Origin of the sequence: Citrobacter sp. Cpo126 (assembly GCF_030332445.1) — a bacterium.
GTDB classification, from domain to species: domain Bacteria; phylum Pseudomonadota; class Gammaproteobacteria; order Enterobacterales; family Enterobacteriaceae; genus Citrobacter; species Citrobacter portucalensis.
In genome coordinates, this window is record NZ_JAOWHT010000037.1 from 19,661 (window position 1) to 38,961 (window position 19,301).

19 protein-coding genes are annotated in these 19,301 nt (G+C 51.9%); 16 read left to right on the top strand and 3 right to left on the bottom strand.

Annotated elements, in window-relative coordinates:
- Positions 1–6 precede the first annotated feature (6 nt).
- From atpB to phoU, 15 genes are all read left to right on the top strand, one after another.
- Positions 7–822 (top strand): F0F1 ATP synthase subunit A, encoded by an 816-nt coding sequence (atpB, locus tag OGY17_RS16760; protein WP_003023792.1) that lies wholly within the window; start codon positions 7–9, stop codon positions 820–822.
- Positions 823–868: 46 nt separating this feature from the next.
- Complete coding sequence (atpE, locus tag OGY17_RS16765; protein WP_003023794.1) at positions 869–1,108, top strand: F0F1 ATP synthase subunit C; 240 nt, start codon at positions 869–871, stop codon at positions 1,106–1,108.
- Between the two features lie 59 nt (positions 1,109–1,167).
- Positions 1,168–1,638 carry a F0F1 ATP synthase subunit B gene (gene atpF / locus OGY17_RS16770; protein WP_003827022.1) on the top strand — a complete coding sequence of 157 codons (471 nt, stop codon included), beginning with the start codon at positions 1,168–1,170 and terminating at the stop codon, positions 1,636–1,638.
- Positions 1,639–1,652: 14 nt separating this feature from the next.
- Positions 1,653–2,186 (top strand): F0F1 ATP synthase subunit delta, encoded by a 534-nt coding sequence (gene atpH, locus OGY17_RS16775; RefSeq protein ID WP_003827024.1) that lies wholly within the window; start codon positions 1,653–1,655, stop codon positions 2,184–2,186.
- Positions 2,187–2,198: 12 nt separating this feature from the next.
- Entirely contained in the window at positions 2,199–3,740 is a 1,542-nt protein-coding gene (gene atpA, locus OGY17_RS16780; RefSeq protein WP_003827026.1) for a F0F1 ATP synthase subunit alpha, read from the top strand.
- Positions 3,741–3,790: 50 nt separating this feature from the next.
- Entirely contained in the window at positions 3,791–4,654 is an 864-nt protein-coding gene (gene atpG / locus OGY17_RS16785) for a F0F1 ATP synthase subunit gamma (protein WP_008786551.1), read from the top strand.
- 26 nt (positions 4,655–4,680) lie between these two features.
- Positions 4,681–6,063 carry a F0F1 ATP synthase subunit beta gene (gene atpD, locus OGY17_RS16790; RefSeq protein ID WP_003023806.1) on the top strand — a complete coding sequence of 461 codons (1,383 nt, stop codon included), beginning with the start codon at positions 4,681–4,683 and terminating at the stop codon, positions 6,061–6,063.
- A gap of 20 nt (positions 6,064–6,083) precedes the next feature.
- Complete coding sequence (locus tag OGY17_RS16795; protein WP_003023809.1) at positions 6,084–6,503, top strand: F0F1 ATP synthase subunit epsilon; 420 nt, start codon at positions 6,084–6,086, stop codon at positions 6,501–6,503.
- Positions 6,504–7,179: 676 nt separating this feature from the next.
- The gene (glmU, locus tag OGY17_RS16800; protein WP_008786550.1) at positions 7,180–8,550 is read left to right on the top strand and encodes a bifunctional UDP-N-acetylglucosamine diphosphorylase/glucosamine-1-phosphate N-acetyltransferase GlmU; all 1,371 of its coding nucleotides are present in this window, start codon (positions 7,180–7,182) and stop codon (positions 8,548–8,550) included.
- A gap of 224 nt (positions 8,551–8,774) precedes the next feature.
- Positions 8,775–10,604, top strand: coding sequence for a glutamine--fructose-6-phosphate transaminase (isomerizing) (gene glmS, locus OGY17_RS16805; RefSeq protein WP_003827031.1), 1,830 nt, complete (start codon positions 8,775–8,777; stop codon positions 10,602–10,604).
- A 334-nt stretch (positions 10,605–10,938) separates the two neighbouring features.
- Positions 10,939–11,979, top strand: coding sequence for a phosphate ABC transporter substrate-binding protein PstS (gene pstS / locus OGY17_RS16810; RefSeq protein ID WP_003827033.1), 1,041 nt, complete (start codon positions 10,939–10,941; stop codon positions 11,977–11,979).
- 143 nt (positions 11,980–12,122) lie between these two features.
- Complete coding sequence (gene pstC, locus OGY17_RS16815; protein ID WP_008786549.1) at positions 12,123–13,082, top strand: phosphate ABC transporter permease PstC; 960 nt, start codon at positions 12,123–12,125, stop codon at positions 13,080–13,082.
- Positions 13,082–13,972, top strand: a complete 891-nt coding sequence (gene pstA, locus OGY17_RS16820; protein WP_003827037.1) for a phosphate ABC transporter permease PstA — start codon at positions 13,082–13,084, stop codon at positions 13,970–13,972. The genes pstC and pstA overlap by 1 nt, the downstream gene beginning before the upstream one ends.
- 46 nt (positions 13,973–14,018) lie before the next feature.
- Positions 14,019–14,792 carry a phosphate ABC transporter ATP-binding protein PstB gene (gene pstB, locus OGY17_RS16825; protein WP_003023821.1) on the top strand — a complete coding sequence of 258 codons (774 nt, stop codon included), beginning with the start codon at positions 14,019–14,021 and terminating at the stop codon, positions 14,790–14,792.
- 14 nt (positions 14,793–14,806) lie between these two features.
- Positions 14,807–15,532: a phosphate signaling complex protein PhoU gene (gene phoU, locus OGY17_RS16830; protein WP_003023824.1), complete on the top strand. Its 726-nt coding sequence runs from the start codon at positions 14,807–14,809 to the stop codon at positions 15,530–15,532.
- A 121-nt stretch (positions 15,533–15,653) separates the two neighbouring features.
- Here phoU and yieH read toward each other — a convergent pair whose 3' ends face one another.
- Positions 15,654–16,319, bottom strand: coding sequence for a 6-phosphogluconate phosphatase (gene yieH, locus OGY17_RS16835; RefSeq protein ID WP_003827040.1), 666 nt, complete (start codon positions 16,317–16,319; stop codon positions 15,654–15,656).
- 167 nt (positions 16,320–16,486) lie between these two features.
- On the opposite strand from yieH, the gene adeP reads away from it, so the two are divergent.
- Positions 16,487–17,824, top strand: a complete 1,338-nt coding sequence (gene adeP, locus OGY17_RS16840) for an adenine permease AdeP (protein ID WP_003827042.1) — start codon at positions 16,487–16,489, stop codon at positions 17,822–17,824.
- Positions 17,825–17,880: 56 nt separating this feature from the next.
- Here adeP and OGY17_RS16845 read toward each other — a convergent pair whose 3' ends face one another.
- Together OGY17_RS16845 and OGY17_RS16850 are read right to left on the bottom strand one after the other, a co-directional pair.
- Positions 17,881–18,447, bottom strand: a complete 567-nt coding sequence (locus OGY17_RS16845) for an NADPH-dependent FMN reductase (RefSeq protein WP_008786548.1) — start codon at positions 18,445–18,447, stop codon at positions 17,881–17,883.
- A gap of 30 nt (positions 18,448–18,477) precedes the next feature.
- The gene (locus tag OGY17_RS16850) at positions 18,478–19,224 is read right to left on the bottom strand and encodes a 4'-phosphopantetheinyl transferase family protein (protein WP_060683000.1); all 747 of its coding nucleotides are present in this window, start codon (positions 19,222–19,224) and stop codon (positions 18,478–18,480) included.
- Between the last annotated feature and the right edge of the window lie 77 nt (positions 19,225–19,301).

Consider the following 19,301-nt stretch of genomic DNA (forward strand, 5'->3'; position numbering starts at 1 on the left):
GGCATCATGGCTTCAGAAAATATGACGCCGCAGGATTACATAGGACACCATCTGAATAACCTTCAGTTGGACCTACGTACATTCTCGCTGGTGGATCCGCACAACCCCCCAGCCACCTTCTGGACGCTCAATATTGACTCCATTTTCTTCTCGGTGGTTCTGGGTCTGTTGTTCCTGCTTATGTTCCGTAGCGTAGCCAAAAAGGCGACCAGCGGCGTACCAGGTAAATTTCAGACCGCGATTGAGCTGGTAATCGGCTTTGTGCATGGTAGCGTGAAAGACATGTACCATGGCAAAAGCAAGCTGATTGCTCCGCTGGCCCTGACGATTTTCGTCTGGGTATTCCTGATGAACTTGATGGATTTGCTGCCTATCGACCTGCTGCCGTACATCGGTGAGCATATCTTTGGCCTACCGGCTCTGCGTGTGGTTCCGTCTGCTGACGTGAACATCACCCTGTCGATGGCGCTGGGCGTATTTATCCTCATTCTGTTCTACAGCATCAAAATGAAAGGCATCGGTGGCTTCGCGAAAGAGTTGACGCTGCAGCCGTTCAATCACTGGGCGTTCATCCCTGTCAACTTAATCCTTGAAGGGGTAAGCCTGCTGTCCAAACCAATCTCTCTTGGTCTGCGACTGTTCGGCAACATGTATGCCGGTGAGCTGATTTTCATTCTGATTGCTGGTCTGTTGCCGTGGTGGTCACAGTGGATCCTGAATGTGCCTTGGGCCATTTTCCACATACTGATTATCACGCTGCAAGCCTTCATATTTATGGTTCTGACGATTGTCTATCTGTCGATGGCATCTGAAGAGCATTAATTTACCAACACTACTACGTTTTAACTGAAACAAACTGGAGACTGTCATGGAAAACCTGAATATGGATCTGCTGTACATTGCTGCCGCTGTGATGATGGGTCTGGCGGCAATCGGTGCTGCGATCGGTATCGGCATCCTCGGGGGTAAATTCCTGGAAGGCGCAGCGCGTCAACCGGATCTGATTCCTCTGCTGCGTACTCAGTTCTTTATCGTTATGGGTCTGGTGGATGCAATCCCAATGATCGCTGTAGGTCTGGGTCTGTACGTGATGTTTGCTGTCGCGTAGTAAGCGTTGCTTGAATTAAGAGCAATATCAGAACGTTAACTAGATAGAGGCATTGTGCTGTGAATCTTAACGCAACAATCCTCGGCCAGGCCATCGCGTTTGTCCTGTTCGTTCTGTTCTGCATGAAGTACGTATGGCCGCCATTAATGGCTGCCATCGAAAAACGTCAAAAAGAAATTGCTGACGGCCTTGCTTCTGCAGAACGAGCACATAAGGATCTTGACCTTGCAAAGGCCAGCGCGACCGACCAGCTGAAAAAAGCGAAGGCGGAAGCTCAGGTAATCATCGAGCAGGCGAACAAACGCCGTGCTCAGATCCTGGACGAAGCTAAAACTGAAGCAGAGCAGGAACGTACTAAAATCGTGGCACAGGCGCAGGCGGAAATTGACGCCGAGCGTAAACGTGCTCGCGAAGAGCTGCGTAAGCAAGTTGCTATCCTGGCTGTTGCTGGCGCCGAGAAGATCATCGAACGTTCCGTGGATGAAGCTGCTAATAGCGACATCGTGGACAAACTTGTCGCTGAACTGTAAGGAGGGAGGGGCTGATGTCTGAATTTATTACGGTAGCTCGCCCCTACGCCAAAGCAGCTTTTGACTTTGCCGTTGAGCACCAAAGCATTGACCGTTGGCAGGATATGTTGACGTTCGCCGCTGAGGTGACAAAAAACGAACAAATGGCAGAGCTTCTCTCTGGCGCGCTGGCGCCGGAAACGCTCGCTGAGTCGTTTATCGCCGTGTGCGGTGAGCAGCTGGACGAAAGCGGCCAAAACCTGATTAGGGTTATGGCTGAAAATAACCGTCTGAATGCGCTCCCGGATGTTCTTGAGCAGTTTATTCACCTGCGTGCAGCCAGTGAGGCTATCTCTGAGGTAGAAGTCACTTCTGCCAATGCACTGAGTGATGAACAGCTTACGAAGATTAGTGCTGCGATGGAAAAACGTCTGTCACGCAAAGTTAAGCTGAATTGCAAAATCGATAAGTCTGTAATGGCAGGCGTAATCATCCGAGCGGGTGATATGGTCATTGATGGCAGCGTACGCGGCCGTCTTGAGCGCCTTGCAGACGTCTTGCAGTCTTAAGGGGACTGGAGCATGCAACTGAATTCCACCGAAATCAGCGAACTGATCAAGCAGCGCATTGCTCAGTTCAGTGTTGTGAGCGAAGCTCATAACGAAGGTACTATTGTTTCTGTAAGTGACGGTGTTATCCGCATTCACGGCCTGGCCGATTGTATGCAGGGTGAGATGATTTCCCTGCCGGGTAACCGTTACGCTATCGCACTGAACCTGGAGCGCGACTCCGTAGGTGCTGTTGTGATGGGTCCATACGCTGACCTCGCCGAAGGCATGAAGGTTAAGTGTACGGGTCGTATTCTGGAAGTTCCGGTTGGCCGTGGCCTGCTGGGTCGTGTGGTGAACACTCTGGGTTCCCCGATTGACGGTAAAGGTCCGGTTGATAACGATGGCTTCTCGCCAATCGAAGTTATCGCACCAGGCGTAATCGAACGTCAGTCCGTCGATCAGCCAGTACAGACCGGTTATAAATCTGTTGATGCCATGATCCCAATCGGTCGTGGCCAGCGTGAGCTGATCATCGGTGACCGTCAGACAGGTAAAACTGCGATGGCAATCGATGCCATCATCAACCAGCGTGATTCCGGCATCAAATGTGTGTACGTGGCTATCGGCCAGAAAGCGTCCACCATTTCCAACGTGGTTCGTAAACTGGAAGAACACGGCGCACTGTCCAACACCATCGTTGTTGTGGCGACCGCGTCTGAATCTGCTGCACTGCAATACCTGGCACCATATGCCGGTTGCGCAATGGGCGAATACTTCCGTGACCGCGGTGAAGATGCACTGATCGTTTACGATGACCTGTCTAAACAGGCTGTTGCTTACCGTCAGGTTTCCCTGCTGCTGCGTCGTCCGCCAGGACGTGAAGCATTCCCGGGCGACGTATTTTACCTCCACTCCCGTCTGCTGGAACGCGCATCCCGCGTAAACGCGGAATACGTTGAGAAGTTCACCAATGGTGAAGTTAAAGGTAAAACCGGCTCCCTGACCGCTCTGCCGATTATCGAAACCCAGGCGGGTGACGTTTCTGCGTTCGTTCCGACCAACGTAATTTCCATTACCGATGGTCAGATCTTCCTGGAAACCAACCTGTTTAACTCCGGTATTCGTCCGGCAGTTAACCCGGGTATCTCCGTATCTCGTGTTGGTGGTGCAGCACAGACCAAGATCATCAAGAAACTGTCCGGTGGTATTCGTACCGCTCTGGCACAGTATCGTGAACTGGCAGCGTTTTCTCAGTTCGCTTCCGACCTGGATGAAGCTACTCGTAAGCAGCTGAGCCATGGTCAGAAAGTAACTGAACTGCTGAAGCAGAAACAGTATGCGCCAATGTCTGTTGCACAGCAGGGTGTGGTGCTGTTTGCGGCTGAACGCGGTTACCTCGAAGATGTGGAACTGGCGAAAATCGGTAGCTTCGAAGCCGCTCTGCTGGCTTACGTTGACCGTGACCACGCTCCGCTGATGCAAGAGATCAACCAGTCCGGTGGCTATAACGATGAAATCGAAGGCAAGCTGAAAGCTATCCTCGATTCCTTCAAGGCAACCCAGTCCTGGTAACGTCTGGCGGTCTGCTTTAGGGCGGACCGCAAGGCATTGAGGAGAAGCTCATGGCCGGCGCAAAAGAGATACGTAGTAAGATCGCAAGCGTCCAGAACACGCAGAAGATCACTAAAGCGATGGAGATGGTCGCCGCTTCCAAAATGCGTAAATCGCAGGATCGCATGGCGGCCAGCCGTCCTTATGCAGAGACCATGCGCAAAGTGATTGGTCACCTTGCGAATGGTAATCTGGAATATAAGCACCCTTACCTGGAAGAACGCGACGTTAAACGCGTGGGCTACCTGGTGGTGTCGACCGACCGTGGTCTGTGCGGTGGCTTGAACATTAACCTGTTCAAAAAGCTGCTGGCGGATATGAAAACATGGTCCGATAAAGGCGTTCAGTGCGATATCGCAATGATCGGCTCTAAGGGCGTGTCTTTCTTTAACTCCGTTGGCGGAAACGTGATCGCTCAGGTAACCGGCATGGGGGATAACCCTTCCCTGTCCGAACTGATCGGTCCGGTTAAAGTGATGCTGCAGGCCTACGATGAAGGTCGTCTGGACAGACTGTACGTTGTCAGCAACAAATTTATTAACACCATGTCTCAGGTTCCGACCCTCACTCAACTGCTGCCGTTACCGGCATCAGAAGATGAAGAGTTAAAACAAAAAGCCTGGGATTACCTGTATGAACCAGACCCGAAACCGCTGCTGGATACCCTGCTGCGTCGTTACGTTGAATCTCAGGTTTATCAGGGCGTGGTAGAAAACCTGGCCAGCGAGCAGGCCGCACGTATGGTGGCGATGAAAGCCGCGACCGACAATGGCGGCAGCCTGATTAAAGAGCTGCAGTTGGTATACAACAAAGCTCGTCAGGCCAGCATTACTCAGGAACTCACCGAAATCGTCGGTGGTGCATCCGCGGTATAACCAGGTTAATTCGTAGAGGATTCAAGATGGCTACTGGAAAAATTGTCCAGGTAATCGGCGCCGTGGTTGACGTCGAATTCCCTCAGGATGCCGTACCGCGCGTGTACGATGCTCTTGAGGTTATGAATGGTAAAGAGAGCCTGGTGCTGGAAGTTCAGCAGCAGCTCGGCGGCGGTATCGTACGTACCATCGCCATGGGTTCTTCCGACGGTCTGCGTCGTGGTCTGGAAGTTAAAGACCTCGAACACCCGATCGAAGTCCCGGTAGGTAAAGCAACCCTGGGTCGTATCATGAACGTCCTGGGTCACCCGATCGACATGAAAGGCGATATCGGTGAAGAAGAGCGTTGGGCTATCCACCGCGCAGCACCTTCCTACGAAGAGCTGTCCAGCTCTCAGGAACTGCTGGAAACCGGCATCAAAGTTATCGACCTGATGTGTCCGTTCGCTAAGGGCGGTAAAGTCGGTCTGTTCGGTGGTGCGGGTGTAGGTAAAACCGTAAACATGATGGAGCTGATCCGTAACATCGCGATCGAACACTCCGGTTACTCCGTGTTTGCGGGCGTAGGTGAACGTACTCGTGAGGGTAACGACTTCTACCACGAAATGACCGACTCCAACGTACTGGACAAAGTGTCCCTGGTATATGGCCAGATGAACGAGCCGCCGGGAAACCGTCTGCGCGTTGCACTGACCGGTCTGACCATGGCTGAGAAGTTCCGTGACGAAGGTCGTGACGTTCTGCTGTTCGTTGATAACATCTACCGTTACACCCTGGCCGGTACAGAAGTATCTGCACTGCTGGGTCGTATGCCATCAGCGGTAGGCTACCAGCCGACCCTGGCGGAAGAGATGGGTGTTCTTCAGGAACGTATCACCTCTACCAAAACCGGTTCTATCACCTCCGTTCAGGCGGTATACGTACCTGCGGATGACTTGACTGACCCATCCCCAGCAACCACCTTTGCTCACCTGGATGCAACCGTGGTACTGAGCCGTCAGATCGCTTCTCTGGGTATCTACCCGGCAGTTGACCCGCTGGACTCCACCAGCCGTCAGTTGGATCCGCTGGTTGTTGGTCAGGAACACTACGACACCGCGCGTGGCGTACAGTCCCTGCTGCAGCGTTATCAGGAACTGAAAGACATCATCGCCATCCTGGGTATGGATGAACTGTCTGAAGAAGATAAACTGGTGGTAGCACGTGCGCGTAAGATCCAGCGCTTCCTGTCCCAGCCGTTCTTCGTTGCGGAAGTATTCACCGGTTCTCCGGGTAAATACGTTTCCCTGAAAGACACCATCCGTGGCTTTAAAGGCATCATGGAAGGCGAATACGACCACCTGCCAGAGCAGGCGTTCTACATGGTTGGTTCTATCGACGAAGCCGTGGAAAAAGCCAAAAAACTTTAACGCCTTAATCGGAGGGTGATATGGCAATGACTTACCACCTGGACGTCGTCAGCGCAGAGCAACAAATGTTCTCTGGTCTGGTCGAGAAAATCCAGGTAACGGGTAGTGAAGGTGAACTGGGTATTTTCCCGGGTCACGCCCCGCTGCTCACCGCCATTAAGCCTGGTATGATCCGCATCGTTAAACAGTTCGGTCATGAAGAGTTTATCTATCTGTCCGGCGGCATTCTCGAAGTGCAGCCTGGCAGCGTGACCGTACTGGCTGATACCGCGATTCGCGGACAGGATCTCGATGAAGCGAGAGCCCTGGAAGCGAAGCGTAAGGCTGAAGAGCACATTAAGAGCTCTCATGGTGACGTGGATTACGCTCAGGCATCTGCGGAACTGGCCAAAGCGATCGCGAAACTGCGCGTTATCGAGTTGACCAAAAAAGCGATGTAACACCGGCTTGAAAAGCACAAAGGCCAGTCTGGTTTCCAGGCTGGCTTTTTTTATGGCTTGGTTACAGGAAATATGTAAATAAAAAGCAGTTTTATTATTTCGTGATTTAGATTATAAAAATATTGATTGGTTAAAAAATGAGGCGTAGACTCTTTTTTATGTGATGTGTGTCACATAATGAACTCAGATAAAAAAAGAGATACCAACATGAAATTGATCAACAAAATCATCGCCCTGTTCAGCAATATGAGTTTTTAGTCTTTCCCCGCCTGCTCTGTGGCGCGAAGCTTAATGCGGTTTATCAGCTAGCGTCATCGTCATTAAATCCCCCCCTCCTTCGCTGTATCATTTGTTCTCTATCATTCCTCCCCTCAATTTTCCCAACCCGTTTTTCTGCTTCTCACTGAATCACATAAATAAAATCGTACTATGCTGATGTAATGCTTTATTCATGCGGTAAAAAAATAGCAAAAACATTAACCTAAGGCTTTAATAAGAGCAGACTCCTGGTTTTTGGGAGACAAAAGACGCAGATATAGACGAAAATAGTGAGTTATCAGATGGGGAATACCCCCTGTTGAACGTTTTATCTTCGGTCCATTTCACGCTGAAAAAAATGTAGTATTTTCAATGTGAAACGGTATAAATTCGTTCTCAAATTACAGTCAGGACGTGTATGTTGAATAATGCTATGAGCGTTGTGATCCTTGCCGCAGGCAAAGGCACGCGTATGTATTCCGATCTTCCTAAAGTGCTGCACACCCTCGCAGGAAAGCCGATGGTTCAGCATGTCATTGATGCAGCTAATGAATTAGGTGCGACTCATGTACACCTTGTCTACGGACACGGTGGCGATCTTCTTAAGCAAACGCTGAAAGATGGCAATCTGAATTGGGTTCTGCAGGCTGAGCAGTTGGGTACCGGCCATGCAATGCAGCAGGCGGCGCCATTCTTTAGTGATGACGAAGACATTTTAATGCTCTATGGAGATGTGCCGCTGATCTCTACCGATACCTTACGTCGCCTGCGTGAAGCCAAACCGCAGGGTGGTATCGGTTTGTTAACGGTAAAACTGGACGACCCATCCGGCTATGGGCGTATTACCCGTGATAACGGCAAAGTTACTGGCATTGTTGAGCATAAAGATGCAACCGACGAGCAGCGTCAAATCCAGGAAATCAACACTGGTATTCTGATTGCCAACGGCGCTGACATGAAGCGTTGGCTGTCTAAACTGACCAACAACAACGTGCAGGGTGAATACTACATCACCGATATCATCGCGATGGCGTATCAGGAAGGACGTGAAATTGCGGCAGTACATCCGGCACGAATCAGTGAAACGGAAGGGGTAAATAACCGCCTTCAGTTATCCCGTCTGGAACGTGTGTATCAGTCCGAGCAGGCAGAAAAACTGCTGCTGGCGGGCGTGATGCTGCGCGATCCTGCACGTTTTGATCTTCGCGGTACGCTGATTCACGGGCGCGATGTTGAAATTGATACTAACGTTATCATTGAAGGTAACGTAACCGTTGGGGATCGCGTCAAGATTGGTGCTGGCTGCATCATCAAAAACAGCGTGATTGGTGAGGGTTGTGAGCTTAGCCCGTACAGTGTGGTGGAAGATGCCCATCTGGAAGCCGCATGCACCATCGGTCCATTCGCGCGTCTGCGCCCGGGTGCTGAGCTGCAGGAAGGTGCACACGTGGGTAACTTCGTCGAAATGAAAAAAGCGCGTCTGGGTAAAGGCTCTAAAGCTGGTCATTTGACCTATCTGGGCGATGCGGAAATTGGCGATAACGTGAATATCGGCGCGGGTACGATCACCTGCAACTACGATGGTGCCAATAAGTTTAAAACCATTATTGGTGATGATGTGTTTGTGGGTTCTGATACTCAGCTGGTGGCACCTGTCACCGTGGGTAAAGGTGCGACGATTGCCGCAGGAACCACCGTAACGCGTAATGTCGCCGATAACGAATTGGTATTAAGCCGTGTACCTCAGGTCCATAAACAGGGCTGGCAGCGTCCGGTGAAGAAGAAGTAATTTATTTTTGCCGGATGGCGGCCTACGTGCGGTGACGTTCTGTAGGCCTGATAAGCGTGAGCGCCATCAGGCAGACAAGAGATGAGGGGATAATATAATCCTCCGCTCAACAAGCAGTACCTATAAAAATAACCCCACTCTCTACAAGGCTCGGGGCGCCCGAAATACGGGTATCAGGTTGACCGACAACGACAGGCTAATGCCTAAATTCGGAATCAAAAAATATGTGTGGAATTGTTGGCGCTATCGCGCAGCGTGATGTAGCTGAAATCCTTCTCGAAGGTTTACGTCGTCTGGAATATCGTGGTTATGACTCTGCTGGTCTGGCCGTTGTCGATGCTGAAGGCAACATGACCCGTCTGCGTCGTCTGGGTAAAGTGCAGATGCTGACTGCTGCTGCGGAAGAACATCCGCTGCATGGTGGTACTGGTATTGCTCACACCCGCTGGGCGACACACGGTGAACCTTCAGAAGCGAACGCGCATCCCCATGTTTCTGAACACATTGTTGTGGTGCATAACGGCATCATTGAAAACCATGAACCACTGCGTGAGCTGTTGAAAACGCGTGGCTACACCTTTGTTTCTGAAACCGACACCGAAGTGATTGCTCACCTGGTGCACTGGGAGCTGGAACAGGGTGGTACGTTACGTGAAGCCGTGCTGCGTACTATTCCGCAGCTGCGCGGTGCCTACGGCACGGTGATCATGGATACCCGTAACCCGGAAACCCTGCTGGCGGCCCGTTCTGGCAGCCCGCTGGTGATTGGTCTGGGTATGGGTGAGAACTTTATCGCTTCCGATCAGCTGGCACTGCTGCCGGTAACCCGTCGCTTCATCTTCCTGGAAGAGGGCGACATCGCGGAAGTAACCCGTCGTTCGGTCTCTATTTTCGACAAGTCTGGCGCGGAAGTGAAACGTCAGGATATCGAATCTAATCTGCAATACGATGCGGGCGAAAAAGGTATTTATCGCCACTACATGCAGAAAGAGATCTACGAACAGCCGAACGCAATTAAAAACACGCTGACCGGCCGTATCAGCCACGGTGAAGTGGATTTAAGCGAGCTGGGTTCGCATGCCAACGAGCTGCTGTCTCAGGTTGAGCATATCCAGATTATCGCCTGCGGTACGTCGTACAACTCCGGTATGGTGTCCCGCTACTGGTTTGAATCGCTGGCTGGCATTCCTTGTGATGTCGAAATTGCTTCCGAATTCCGCTATCGCAAATCCGCTGTGCGTCGTAACAGCCTGATGATCACCCTTTCCCAGTCTGGTGAAACGGCAGATACCCTGGCGGGTCTGCGCTTATCCAAAGAGTTGGGCTATCTGGGTTCGCTGGCTATTTGTAACGTACCGGGCTCTTCTCTGGTGCGCGAATCCGACCTGGCGATGATGACCAATGCCGGTACCGAAATCGGCGTGGCCTCCACGAAAGCATTTACCACTCAGCTGACCGTTCTGCTGATGCTGGTGGCGAAACTGTCTCGTCTGAAAGGCCTGGATGTGGCTATTGAGCAGGAAATCGTTCACGGTCTGCAGGCGCTGCCGAGCCGTATTGAGCAGATGCTGTCTCAGGACAAACGCATTGCCGCTCTGGCTGAAGGATTCTCTGATAAACACCATGCGCTGTTCCTGGGCCGCGGCGATCAGTACCCGATTGCGCTGGAAGGCGCGCTGAAGCTGAAAGAGATCTCTTATATTCACGCTGAAGCTTATGCCGCAGGCGAACTGAAACACGGTCCGCTGGCGCTGATTGATGCCGATATGCCAGTTATCGTGGTTGCGCCGAACAACGAACTGCTGGAAAAACTGAAGTCCAACATTGAAGAAGTTCGCGCCCGTGGTGGTCAGCTGTACGTCTTTGCTGACCAGGATGCTGGCTTTACCAGCAGCGAAAACATGCACATCATTGAGATGCCGCATGTGGAAGAGGTGATTGCACCGATCTTCTATACCGTTCCGCTGCAGCTGCTGGCGTATCATGTGGCGCTGATTAAAGGCACCGACGTGGATCAGCCGCGTAACCTGGCGAAGTCGGTTACCGTAGAGTAATCCGTACCTAACTGAACTGAAAATGCCCTGCTATAAGCGGGGCATTTTTTTAAACTTGTTCTGTTTTTAATCAATTATCCCGCCTGTTTTATGTGACAAACCGTCATCTTCAGCTACTGTTTGCAGTGTCATAAAAAGAAAATTTTAGCGAAATGTTATTGTCATGGTAATAGATAACATTTTGTTTTAAATGAATTTTTAGATAAATAACTTCCCGTATTTTTCATTGTCATAAAACTGTCATATTTCGTACATTTAACTGTCACCTGTTTGTCCTATTTTGCTCACAGTAGCAACTCAAACAACGATTTACGAAAACCGTGCAGGAGACATTATGAAAGTTATGCGTACCACTGTCGCAACTGTTGTCGCCGCGACCTTATCCATGAGCGCGTTCTCTGCGTTTGCAGCAGCGAGCCTGACAGGTGCAGGTGCAACCTTCCCTGCGCCAGTGTATGCCAAATGGGCAGATACCTATCAGAAAGAGACCGGTAGCAAAGTAAACTACCAGGGTATCGGCTCCTCCGGTGGTGTAAAACAAATTACGGCCAATACCGTTGATTTCGGCGCTTCTGATGCACCGCTGTCTGACGAGAAACTGGCACAAGAAGGCCTGTTCCAGTTCCCGACCGTTATCGGTGGTGTGGTACTGGCAGTCAACATCCCTGGCCTAAAATCCGGCGAGCTGGTGCTGGACGGTAAAACGCTCGGCGACATCTACCTCGGTAAAATTAAGAAGTGGGATGATGAAGCCATCACCAAACTGAACCCGGGTCTGAAGCTGCCTTCGCAGAATATCGCCGTTGTGCGTCGTGCTGACGGTTCCGGTACGTCCTTCGTCTTCACTAGCTACCTGGCGAAAGTGAACGAAGAGTGGAAATCTAAAATTGGTTCCGGCTCTACCGTTAACTGGCCGACCGGTCTGGGCGGTAAAGGTAACGACGGTATCGCCGCGTTCGTCCAGCGTCTGCCGGGCTCTATCGGTTACGTTGAGTACGCTTACGCTAAGCAGAACAACCTGGCGTACACCAAGCTGGTCTCTGCTGATGGTAAACCGGTAAGCCCGACCGAAGAAAACTTTGCCAACGCCGCTAAAGGCGCTGACTGGAGCAAAACTTTCGCTCAGGATCTGACTAACCAGAAAGGTGACGATGCGTGGCCAATCACTTCCACCACCTTCATCCTGGTCCATAAAGAGCAGAAGAAGCCTGAGCAGGGCGTTGAAGTGCTGAAATTCTTCGACTGGGCATACAAAAATGGTGGCAAACAGGCTAATGACCTGGATTACGCCAGCCTGCCGGACAGCGTGGTTGAGCAGATTCGTGCTGCATGGAAGACCAACGTGAAAGACAGCAGCGGTAAAGCGCTGTACTAATAGAATATCTTTAACGAGTTGGCGGATGGCGCTACGCTTATCCGCCCTACAGTTCCGACTGTAGGCCCAATTTGTAGGCCGGATAAGCGTAGCGCCATCCGGCAGGGCAATTTCGTAAACGCGTTTAACTTAAAGAGTGATTTATGGCTGCAACCAAGCCTGCTTTTAACCCACCGGGTAAAAAGGGTGACATGATATTCAGCGCGCTGGTAAAACTGGCTGCGCTGATTGTGCTATTGATGTTGGGTGGCATTATTGTCTCTCTGGTTATCTCCTCCTGGCCAAGCATTCAGAAATTTGGTTTCTCCTTTTTGTGGACCAAAGACTGGGATGCGCCGAACGATATCTACGGCGCGCTGGTACCTATTTACGGTACGCTGGTCACCTCATTTATTGCATTGCTGATTGCCGTTCCGGTGAGTTTCGGCATTGCGCTGTTCCTGACTGAACTTGCACCTGGCTGGCTGCGTCGCCCGTTGGGTATCGCTATTGAACTGCTGGCAGCAATTCCGAGTATCGTATACGGCATGTGGGGCCTGTTTATCTTTGCCCCGCTGTTTGCGACGTACTTCCAGGAGCCGGTCGGAAACATCCTTTCCAACATTCCGTTTGTTGGCGCACTGTTTGCTGGCCCGGCGTTTGGTATCGGTATTCTGGCGGCTGGTGTGATACTCGCTATCATGATCATTCCGTACATTGCTGCGGTTATGCGTGATGTGTTCGAACAAACGCCGGTGCTTATGAAAGAGTCAGCCTACGGCATCGGCTGTACCACCTGGGAAGTTATCTGGCGTATCGTCCTGCCGTTCACCAAAAATGGTGTGATCGGTGGTGTGATGCTGGGTCTGGGCCGCGCGCTGGGTGAAACCATGGCAGTGACCTTTATCATTGGTAACACCTACCAGCTCGATAGCGCCTCGCTGTACATGCCGGGCAACAGTATTACCTCTGCGCTGGCGAATGAATTTGCCGAAGCGGAATCGGGGCTGCACGTTGCTGCGTTGATGGAACTGGGTCTGATTCTGTTTGTGATCACCTTCATCGTACTGGCGGCGTCTAAGTTCATGATCATGCGCCTTGCGAAGAACGAGGGGGCACGCTAATGGCTACGCTTGAAATGCAAAACACCACTGCGCTGGCGGAGTCCCGCCGTAAAATGCAGGCACGTCGCCGTCTGAAGAACCGCATCGCGCTGACGCTCTCTATGGCGACCATGGCGTTCGGTCTGTTCTGGCTCATTTGGATCCTGATGTCCACGATCACCCGTGGTATTGACGGTATGTCGCTGGCGCTGTTCACCGAAATGACGCCTCCGCCGAATACAGCGGGTGGTGGTCTGGCGAACGCCCTGGCCGGTAGCGGACTGTTAATTCTGTGGGCGACCGTGTTTGGTACTCCGCTTGGCATTATGGCGGGTATCTACCTGGCAGAGTACGGACGTAAGTCCTGGCTGGCTGAGGTTATCCGCTTTATCAATGACATTCTGCTGTCTGCGCCATCAATCGTGGTCGGTCTGTTCGTTTACACCATCGTGGTAGCAAAAATGGAGCACTTCTCTGGCTGGGCGGGCGTTATCGCGCTGGCGCTGCTGCAGGTGCCCATTGTTATCCGTACCACGGAGAACATGCTCAAGCTGGTGCCGGATAGCCTGCGTGAAGCTGCCTATGCACTGGGTACGCCGAAATGGAAGATGATTTCTGCGATCACCCTGAAGGCGTCTGTCTCGGGGATCATTACAGGCGTTCTGTTAGCGATTGCTCGTATCGCAGGTGAAACGGCTCCGCTGCTGTTTACGTCGCTCTCCAATCAGTTCTGGAGCACCGACATGATGCAGCCTATTGCCAACCTGCCGGTCACTATCTTTAAGTTTGCGATGAGCCCGTTTGCTGAGTGGCAGCAACTGGCCTGGGCCGGGGTACTGATTATTACCTTGTGCGTACTGCTGCTGAACATTCTGGCGCGCGTCATTTTCGCGAAGAAGAAACACGGTTAATTTTTACGGCGTGGCTGATGCGGCGCCGGATGAGGAAGAGATTGAAATGAGTATGGTTGATACTGCCCCGGGTAAGATTCAGGTTCGTGATTTGAACTTCTACTATGGCAAATTCCATGCCCTGAAGAACATCAACCTGGATATTGCTAAAAACCAGGTAACGGCGTTTATCGGGCCGTCAGGCTGTGGTAAATCAACGCTGCTGCGTACGTTCAACAAAATGTTTGAACTGTACCCGGAGCAGCGTGCGGAAGGTGAAATCCTGCTGGATGGCGACAATATTCTCACCAATACCCAGGATATCGCTCTGCTGCGTGCCAAAGTGGGCATGGTATTCCAGAAGCCGACGCCGTTCCCGATGTCCATCTACGACAACATTGCTTTTGGCGTACGTCTGTTTGAGAAACTCTCGCGTGCGGATATGGACGAGCGTGTGCAGTGGGCATTGACCAAGGCCGCATTGTGGAACGAAACCAAAGATAAATTACACCAGAGCGGGTACTCTCTCTCGGGTGGTCAGCAGCAGCGTCTGTGTATTGCGCGTGGTATCGCCATTCGCCCGGAAGTGCTTCTGCTTGATGAGCCATGTTCAGCGCTCGACCCTATTTCTACCGGGCGTATCGAAGAGCTGATCACTGAGCTGAAAGAGGATTACACCGTCGTTATCGTTACCCACAACATGCAGCAGGCTGCGCGTTGTTCCGATCACACGGCATTTATGTACCTGGGCGAGTTGATTGAGTTCAGCAACACGGACGATCTGTTCACCAAGCCCGCGAAGAAACAAACTGAAGATTACATCACCGGTCGTTACGGCTGATTCAGGAGCTTGTTGTGGATAACCTTAACCTTAATAAACATATTTCCGGCCAGTTCAATGCAGAGCTGGAAAGCATCCGTACCCAGGTGATGACCATGGGCGGCATGGTCGAGCAGCAGCTTTCTGATGCAATCACGGCGATGCACAACCAGGACAGCGAGCTGGCAAAACGCGTCATTGAAGGCGATAAGAACGTCAACATGATGGAAGTGGCGATCGACGAAGCCTGCGTGCGTATCATCGCCAAGCGTCAACCGACAGCGAGCGACCTGCGTCTGGTGATGGCGATTATCAAAACCATCGCTGAGCTGGAACGTATTGGCGACGTGGCGGACAAAATTTGCCGTACCGCGCTGGAGAAGTTCTCGCAACAGCACCAGCCGCTGCTGGTAAGCCTGGAATCACTGGGCCGCCACACCGTACAAATGCTGCATGACGTGCTGGATGCGTTTGCGCGTATGGATCTGGACGAAGCAGTGCGTATTTATCGCGAAGATAAGAAAGTTGACCAGGAATATGAAGGCATCGTGCGTCAGCTGATGACTTATATGATGGAAGACCCACGTACCATTCCAAGCGTGCTGACCGCGCTGTTCTGCGCACGTTCCATCGAACGTATCGGTGACCGCTGCCAGAATATCTGCGAATACATCTTCTACTTCGTGAAGGGACAAGACTTCCGTCACGTGGGCGGGGATGAGCTGGATAAGCTGCTGGCGGGCAAAGATCCGAAGGAATAAGCAGCTTGTTGCGTGCGCCGGGATCCCCCGGCGTCGCTATTGTAGGCCGGATAAGGTGTTACGCCGCATCCGGCATTCTGCGCCATTCGCCTGATGGCGCTTTGCTTATCGGGCCTACTGTTTATTCGACGATATTCCAACCCCGCGCTTTCCACAATTCCGGCAACTGTGCCAGATCGGTAAACGTCGTCACTTTTGGATGATCGATCGGTTTGTTATGCGGATCGGCGCAGAAGTAGAACACTTCCATCCCGGCGGCAATCCCCGCCTGCGCACCTGCGCTGGAATCATCAACCAGAATGCAGTTCTCAACGTTAACGTCCATCGCTTTCGCCGCATGGAACATCAGGGCCGGATCGGGCTTCCAACGCTGAATATCGTAGCCGCTGAACAGTAAATCAGGGAAATGGTGCAACATGCCCAGCTTACCCAGCGAATGCTGCATTTTGCTGACTGGACCGTTAGAGACCACACACATTGGTACGGCCATGCTGTCCAGTAGCGCATTGGCACCGGCAATCACCTCCAGTTCCGTATCGAACAGACGTGCGACCTCAGCGCGGTAAACCGGTTCTAAATCGGCTTTTGCCAGTTCGACACCGTGCTCTTCGTTGATAATGTCGATGATCTCGTACAGCTTTACCCCCTTGAAGCGTTTGAAAATTTCTTCAAGATCGAGCGTAATGCCAAACGCCTGGAACATGCTGACATACGCGCGAGAACAAATCACTTCACTGTCGACAAGGGTACCGTCACAGTCAAAAAATACGGCTTCTATCTGGGACATGTCATTTCCGTTTTAACAAGTTTAACGTTTTCGTAATGCATTATTGGGCGACGCAATCGTTGCCGTATAAGCAAAATCAATGAAAAAAGTTGCTCATAACCCAACCCTATTGTCGCATTTTGGTATAGGATAGCGACGAATTTTCCCTCCTTGTTCGGAAATTGATAATGAGTCAACAACACACAACCCAGGCTTCTGGCCAGGGGATGCTGGAACGCGTGTTCAAACTGCGCGAACATGGCACGACGGCACGGACCGAAGTGATCGCCGGTTTAACGACCTTCCTGACGATGGTGTATATCGTTTTTGTTAACCCGCAAATTCTTGGCGTGGCTGGCATGGATACCAGCGCTGTCTTTGTTACCACCTGCCTTATTGCTGCATTTGGTAGCATCCTGATGGGCCTGTTTGCCAACCTGCCGGTCGCACTTGCGCCTGCTATGGGCCTGAACGCATTCTTCGCTTTCGTGGTCGTTGGCGCGATGGGGCTGTCATGGCAGATTGGTATGGGCGCTATCTTCTGGGGCGCTGTTGGTCTGCTGCTGCTGACGATTTTCCGCGTTCGTTACTGGATGATTGCCAATATCCCGGTTAGCCTGCGTGTGGGGATCACCAGCGGTATTGGTCTGTTCATCGGCATGATGGGGCTGAAAAACGCCGGTGTTATCGTCGCCAACAAAGACACGCTGGTGTCTATCGGTAACCTGACGTCCCACAGCGTACTGCTCGGTATCCTGGGCTTCTTTATCATCGCGATTCTGGCGTCACGTAACATTCACGCGGCAGTGCTGATTTCTATCATCGTAACCACGCTGCTGGGCTGGATGCTTGGCGATGTTCATTACAACGGTATCGTTTCTGCACCACCGAGCGTGATGTCCGTTATCGGACATGTCGACCTGGCCGGTTCGTTTAACATTGGCCTGGCGGGTGTGATTTTCTCGTTCATGCTGGTTAACCTGTTCGACTCCTCCGGTACGCTGATTGGCGTTACGGATAAAGCCGGTCTGGCGGATGCGAAGGGCAAGTTCCCGCGCATGAAGCAAGCGCTGTATGTGGATAGCGTGTCGTCGGTTACCGGGGCGTTTATCGGGACTTCTTCCGTTACTGCGTATATCGAATCTTCTTCCGGGGTTTCGGTCGGTGGACGTACCGGTCTGACCGCCGTGGTCGTTGGCCTGCTGTTCCTGCTGGTTATCTTCCTGTCGCCGCTGGCGGGGATGGTACCGGGTTATGCAGCCGCTGGTGCGCTGATTTACGTTGGCGTCCTGATGACATCAAGCCTGTCGCGCGTGAAGTGGGATGACCTGACAGAAGCGGTTCCGGCGTTTATTACCGCCGTGATGATGCCCTTTAGCTTCTCAATTACCGAAGGTATTGCGCTGGGCTTTATTTCTTACTGCGTGATGAAGATTGGTACCGGACGTTTCCGCGATCTCAGCCCGTGCGTCATCATTGTCGCGCTGCTGTTTGTGCTGAAGATTGTGTTTATCGACGCGCACTAATCGCTGTTTATTTGCCCATATATCAACAAGCCCGGCATATCGCCGGGCTTTTTCTTTTACGCTTTCACGCGCTGAATGTAGTCGCCAAATGCGGTCAGTTGACCGGTCAGATGGTCCAGCGTGCTTTGGTCGATCACTTCACCTGTCTGCGGGTCTACTTTGTTCTGAATGACGCCGCCCATAAATTCCGGCTTGTTCATTACCATGGCGTCGAGGAATACCAGGATCTGACGCAGATGATACTGGCAGCGCGCGCCGCCAATAGCGCCCATAGAACTGGTCTGGATCAGCACCGGCTTACCCGATAATGGCTGATCGGGCAGGCGGGACAGCCAGTCGATGGCGTTCTTCAGTCCGCCCGGAACAGAATAGTTATATTCAGGTGTGACGATGACGACACCGTCAGCCTTTCTGATTTGCTCAGCCAGTGCTTCTACGCTGGCCGGAAAACCCTCTTCCTGTTGGAGGTCGGCATCGTACAGAGGGATATCACCAATCGACGGCAGCGCGTTCACTTCCATTCCCGCTGGAGCAACCTTGGGCAGCGTACGGGCAACCATTCCATTAAACGAACCTTTGCGCAGACTTCCCAGTAACGTAACAACATTCAATGTTTCAGACATGGTGACTCCTGTTTCATCATGAAGGTTAAATCAAAGCGTATGGCTCTTCGCTGCACATAATTGAGAGAACCGGATCAGACGACCCGTTGGCTCATTGGCGCGAGTCTGGATATCAGGCAAACTTTTCCAGTCCTGTTTACCATCAAACTCCCAAACCTTGAGTTTTTCAATGGTTGGCGTAACCGCAACTGACCACACCAGTACATCTTCCGCATCGCAAATGGCTTCAACCTGCGCCACATGGGCACATTTCAGGCGCCCTGCGCCGGGTAAAAGCTGGAGCTCGCGCGGATCGTCATTGCACACATCGCCAGTGAGTTTGAGTACGCTCTGGCGCAATGTAATGAGCTGCGCGCGTGCTTCGTTGGGGTCGTTTTGGTTATTGATCCACAGGTTTTCGTTACTGGAGAAGCGCCACGTTTCCACTGAATTTGGATTGTGGAACCCGCGGGTGGCCCGCTGAAGTTCCATATCCAGGCCGCACGTTCCTTCAGTTGTTAGCACAACGCCGACGATATTCCCGGCATAGGAAATCGAAAAACCCGGCAGGTTCTTATCGCGAAAAACGGGCTTACCTTTGGCCTGAGTAACAATTTCGGGCAGCGTGCTGGTGCCGTAAAGCATAAACATCAGTTCAGCGAGAAGACTTCGGGAAGCCAGGAAACGTGTCCGGCGATGAGCGGGTAGATCTCTTGCTTCGATATGACATGGAGAAGGGAGGCGAGCTGAAACCAGGTGTCCCTCCGTAAGAATCCCTCTGGCAAAATGTGTCGCCATTTGTCGCTCCGTGATTAATGGTCCGTGATTATTACCAGAGTAACATTTACACGGCTTCCGGGCAGGCTTTGCTGCCC

Bases quoted from the DNA above. Each gene is read 5' to 3' on its own strand.
- pstB (WP_003023821.1), top strand. From the start codon at position 14,019: ATGAGTATGGTTGATACTGCCCCGGGTAAGATTCAGGTTCGTGATTTG.
- atpD (WP_003023806.1), top strand. From the start codon at position 4,681: ATGGCTACTGGAAAAATTGTCCAGGTAATCGGCGCCGTGGTTGACGTC.
- pstS (WP_003827033.1), top strand. From the start codon at position 10,939: ATGAAAGTTATGCGTACCACTGTCGCAACTGTTGTCGCCGCGACCTTA.
- atpG (WP_008786551.1), top strand. From the start codon at position 3,791: ATGGCCGGCGCAAAAGAGATACGTAGTAAGATCGCAAGCGTCCAGAAC.
- glmU (WP_008786550.1), top strand. From the start codon at position 7,180: ATGTTGAATAATGCTATGAGCGTTGTGATCCTTGCCGCAGGCAAAGGC.
- glmS (WP_003827031.1), top strand. From the start codon at position 8,775: ATGTGTGGAATTGTTGGCGCTATCGCGCAGCGTGATGTAGCTGAAATC.
- adeP (WP_003827042.1), top strand. From the start codon at position 16,487: ATGAGTCAACAACACACAACCCAGGCTTCTGGCCAGGGGATGCTGGAA.
- OGY17_RS16845 (WP_008786548.1), bottom strand. From the start codon at position 18,447: ATGTCTGAAACATTGAATGTTGTTACGTTACTGGGAAGTCTGCGCAAA.
- atpE (WP_003023794.1), top strand. From the start codon at position 869: ATGGAAAACCTGAATATGGATCTGCTGTACATTGCTGCCGCTGTGATG.
- atpB (WP_003023792.1), top strand. From the start codon at position 7: ATGGCTTCAGAAAATATGACGCCGCAGGATTACATAGGACACCATCTG.
- OGY17_RS16850 (WP_060683000.1), bottom strand. From the start codon at position 19,224: ATGGCGACACATTTTGCCAGAGGGATTCTTACGGAGGGACACCTGGTT.
- pstC (WP_008786549.1), top strand. From the start codon at position 12,123: ATGGCTGCAACCAAGCCTGCTTTTAACCCACCGGGTAAAAAGGGTGAC.
- atpA (WP_003827026.1), top strand. From the start codon at position 2,199: ATGCAACTGAATTCCACCGAAATCAGCGAACTGATCAAGCAGCGCATT.
- pstA (WP_003827037.1), top strand. From the start codon at position 13,082: ATGGCTACGCTTGAAATGCAAAACACCACTGCGCTGGCGGAGTCCCGC.
- OGY17_RS16795 (WP_003023809.1), top strand. From the start codon at position 6,084: ATGGCAATGACTTACCACCTGGACGTCGTCAGCGCAGAGCAACAAATG.
- yieH (WP_003827040.1), bottom strand. From the start codon at position 16,319: ATGTCCCAGATAGAAGCCGTATTTTTTGACTGTGACGGTACCCTTGTC.
- atpH (WP_003827024.1), top strand. From the start codon at position 1,653: ATGTCTGAATTTATTACGGTAGCTCGCCCCTACGCCAAAGCAGCTTTT.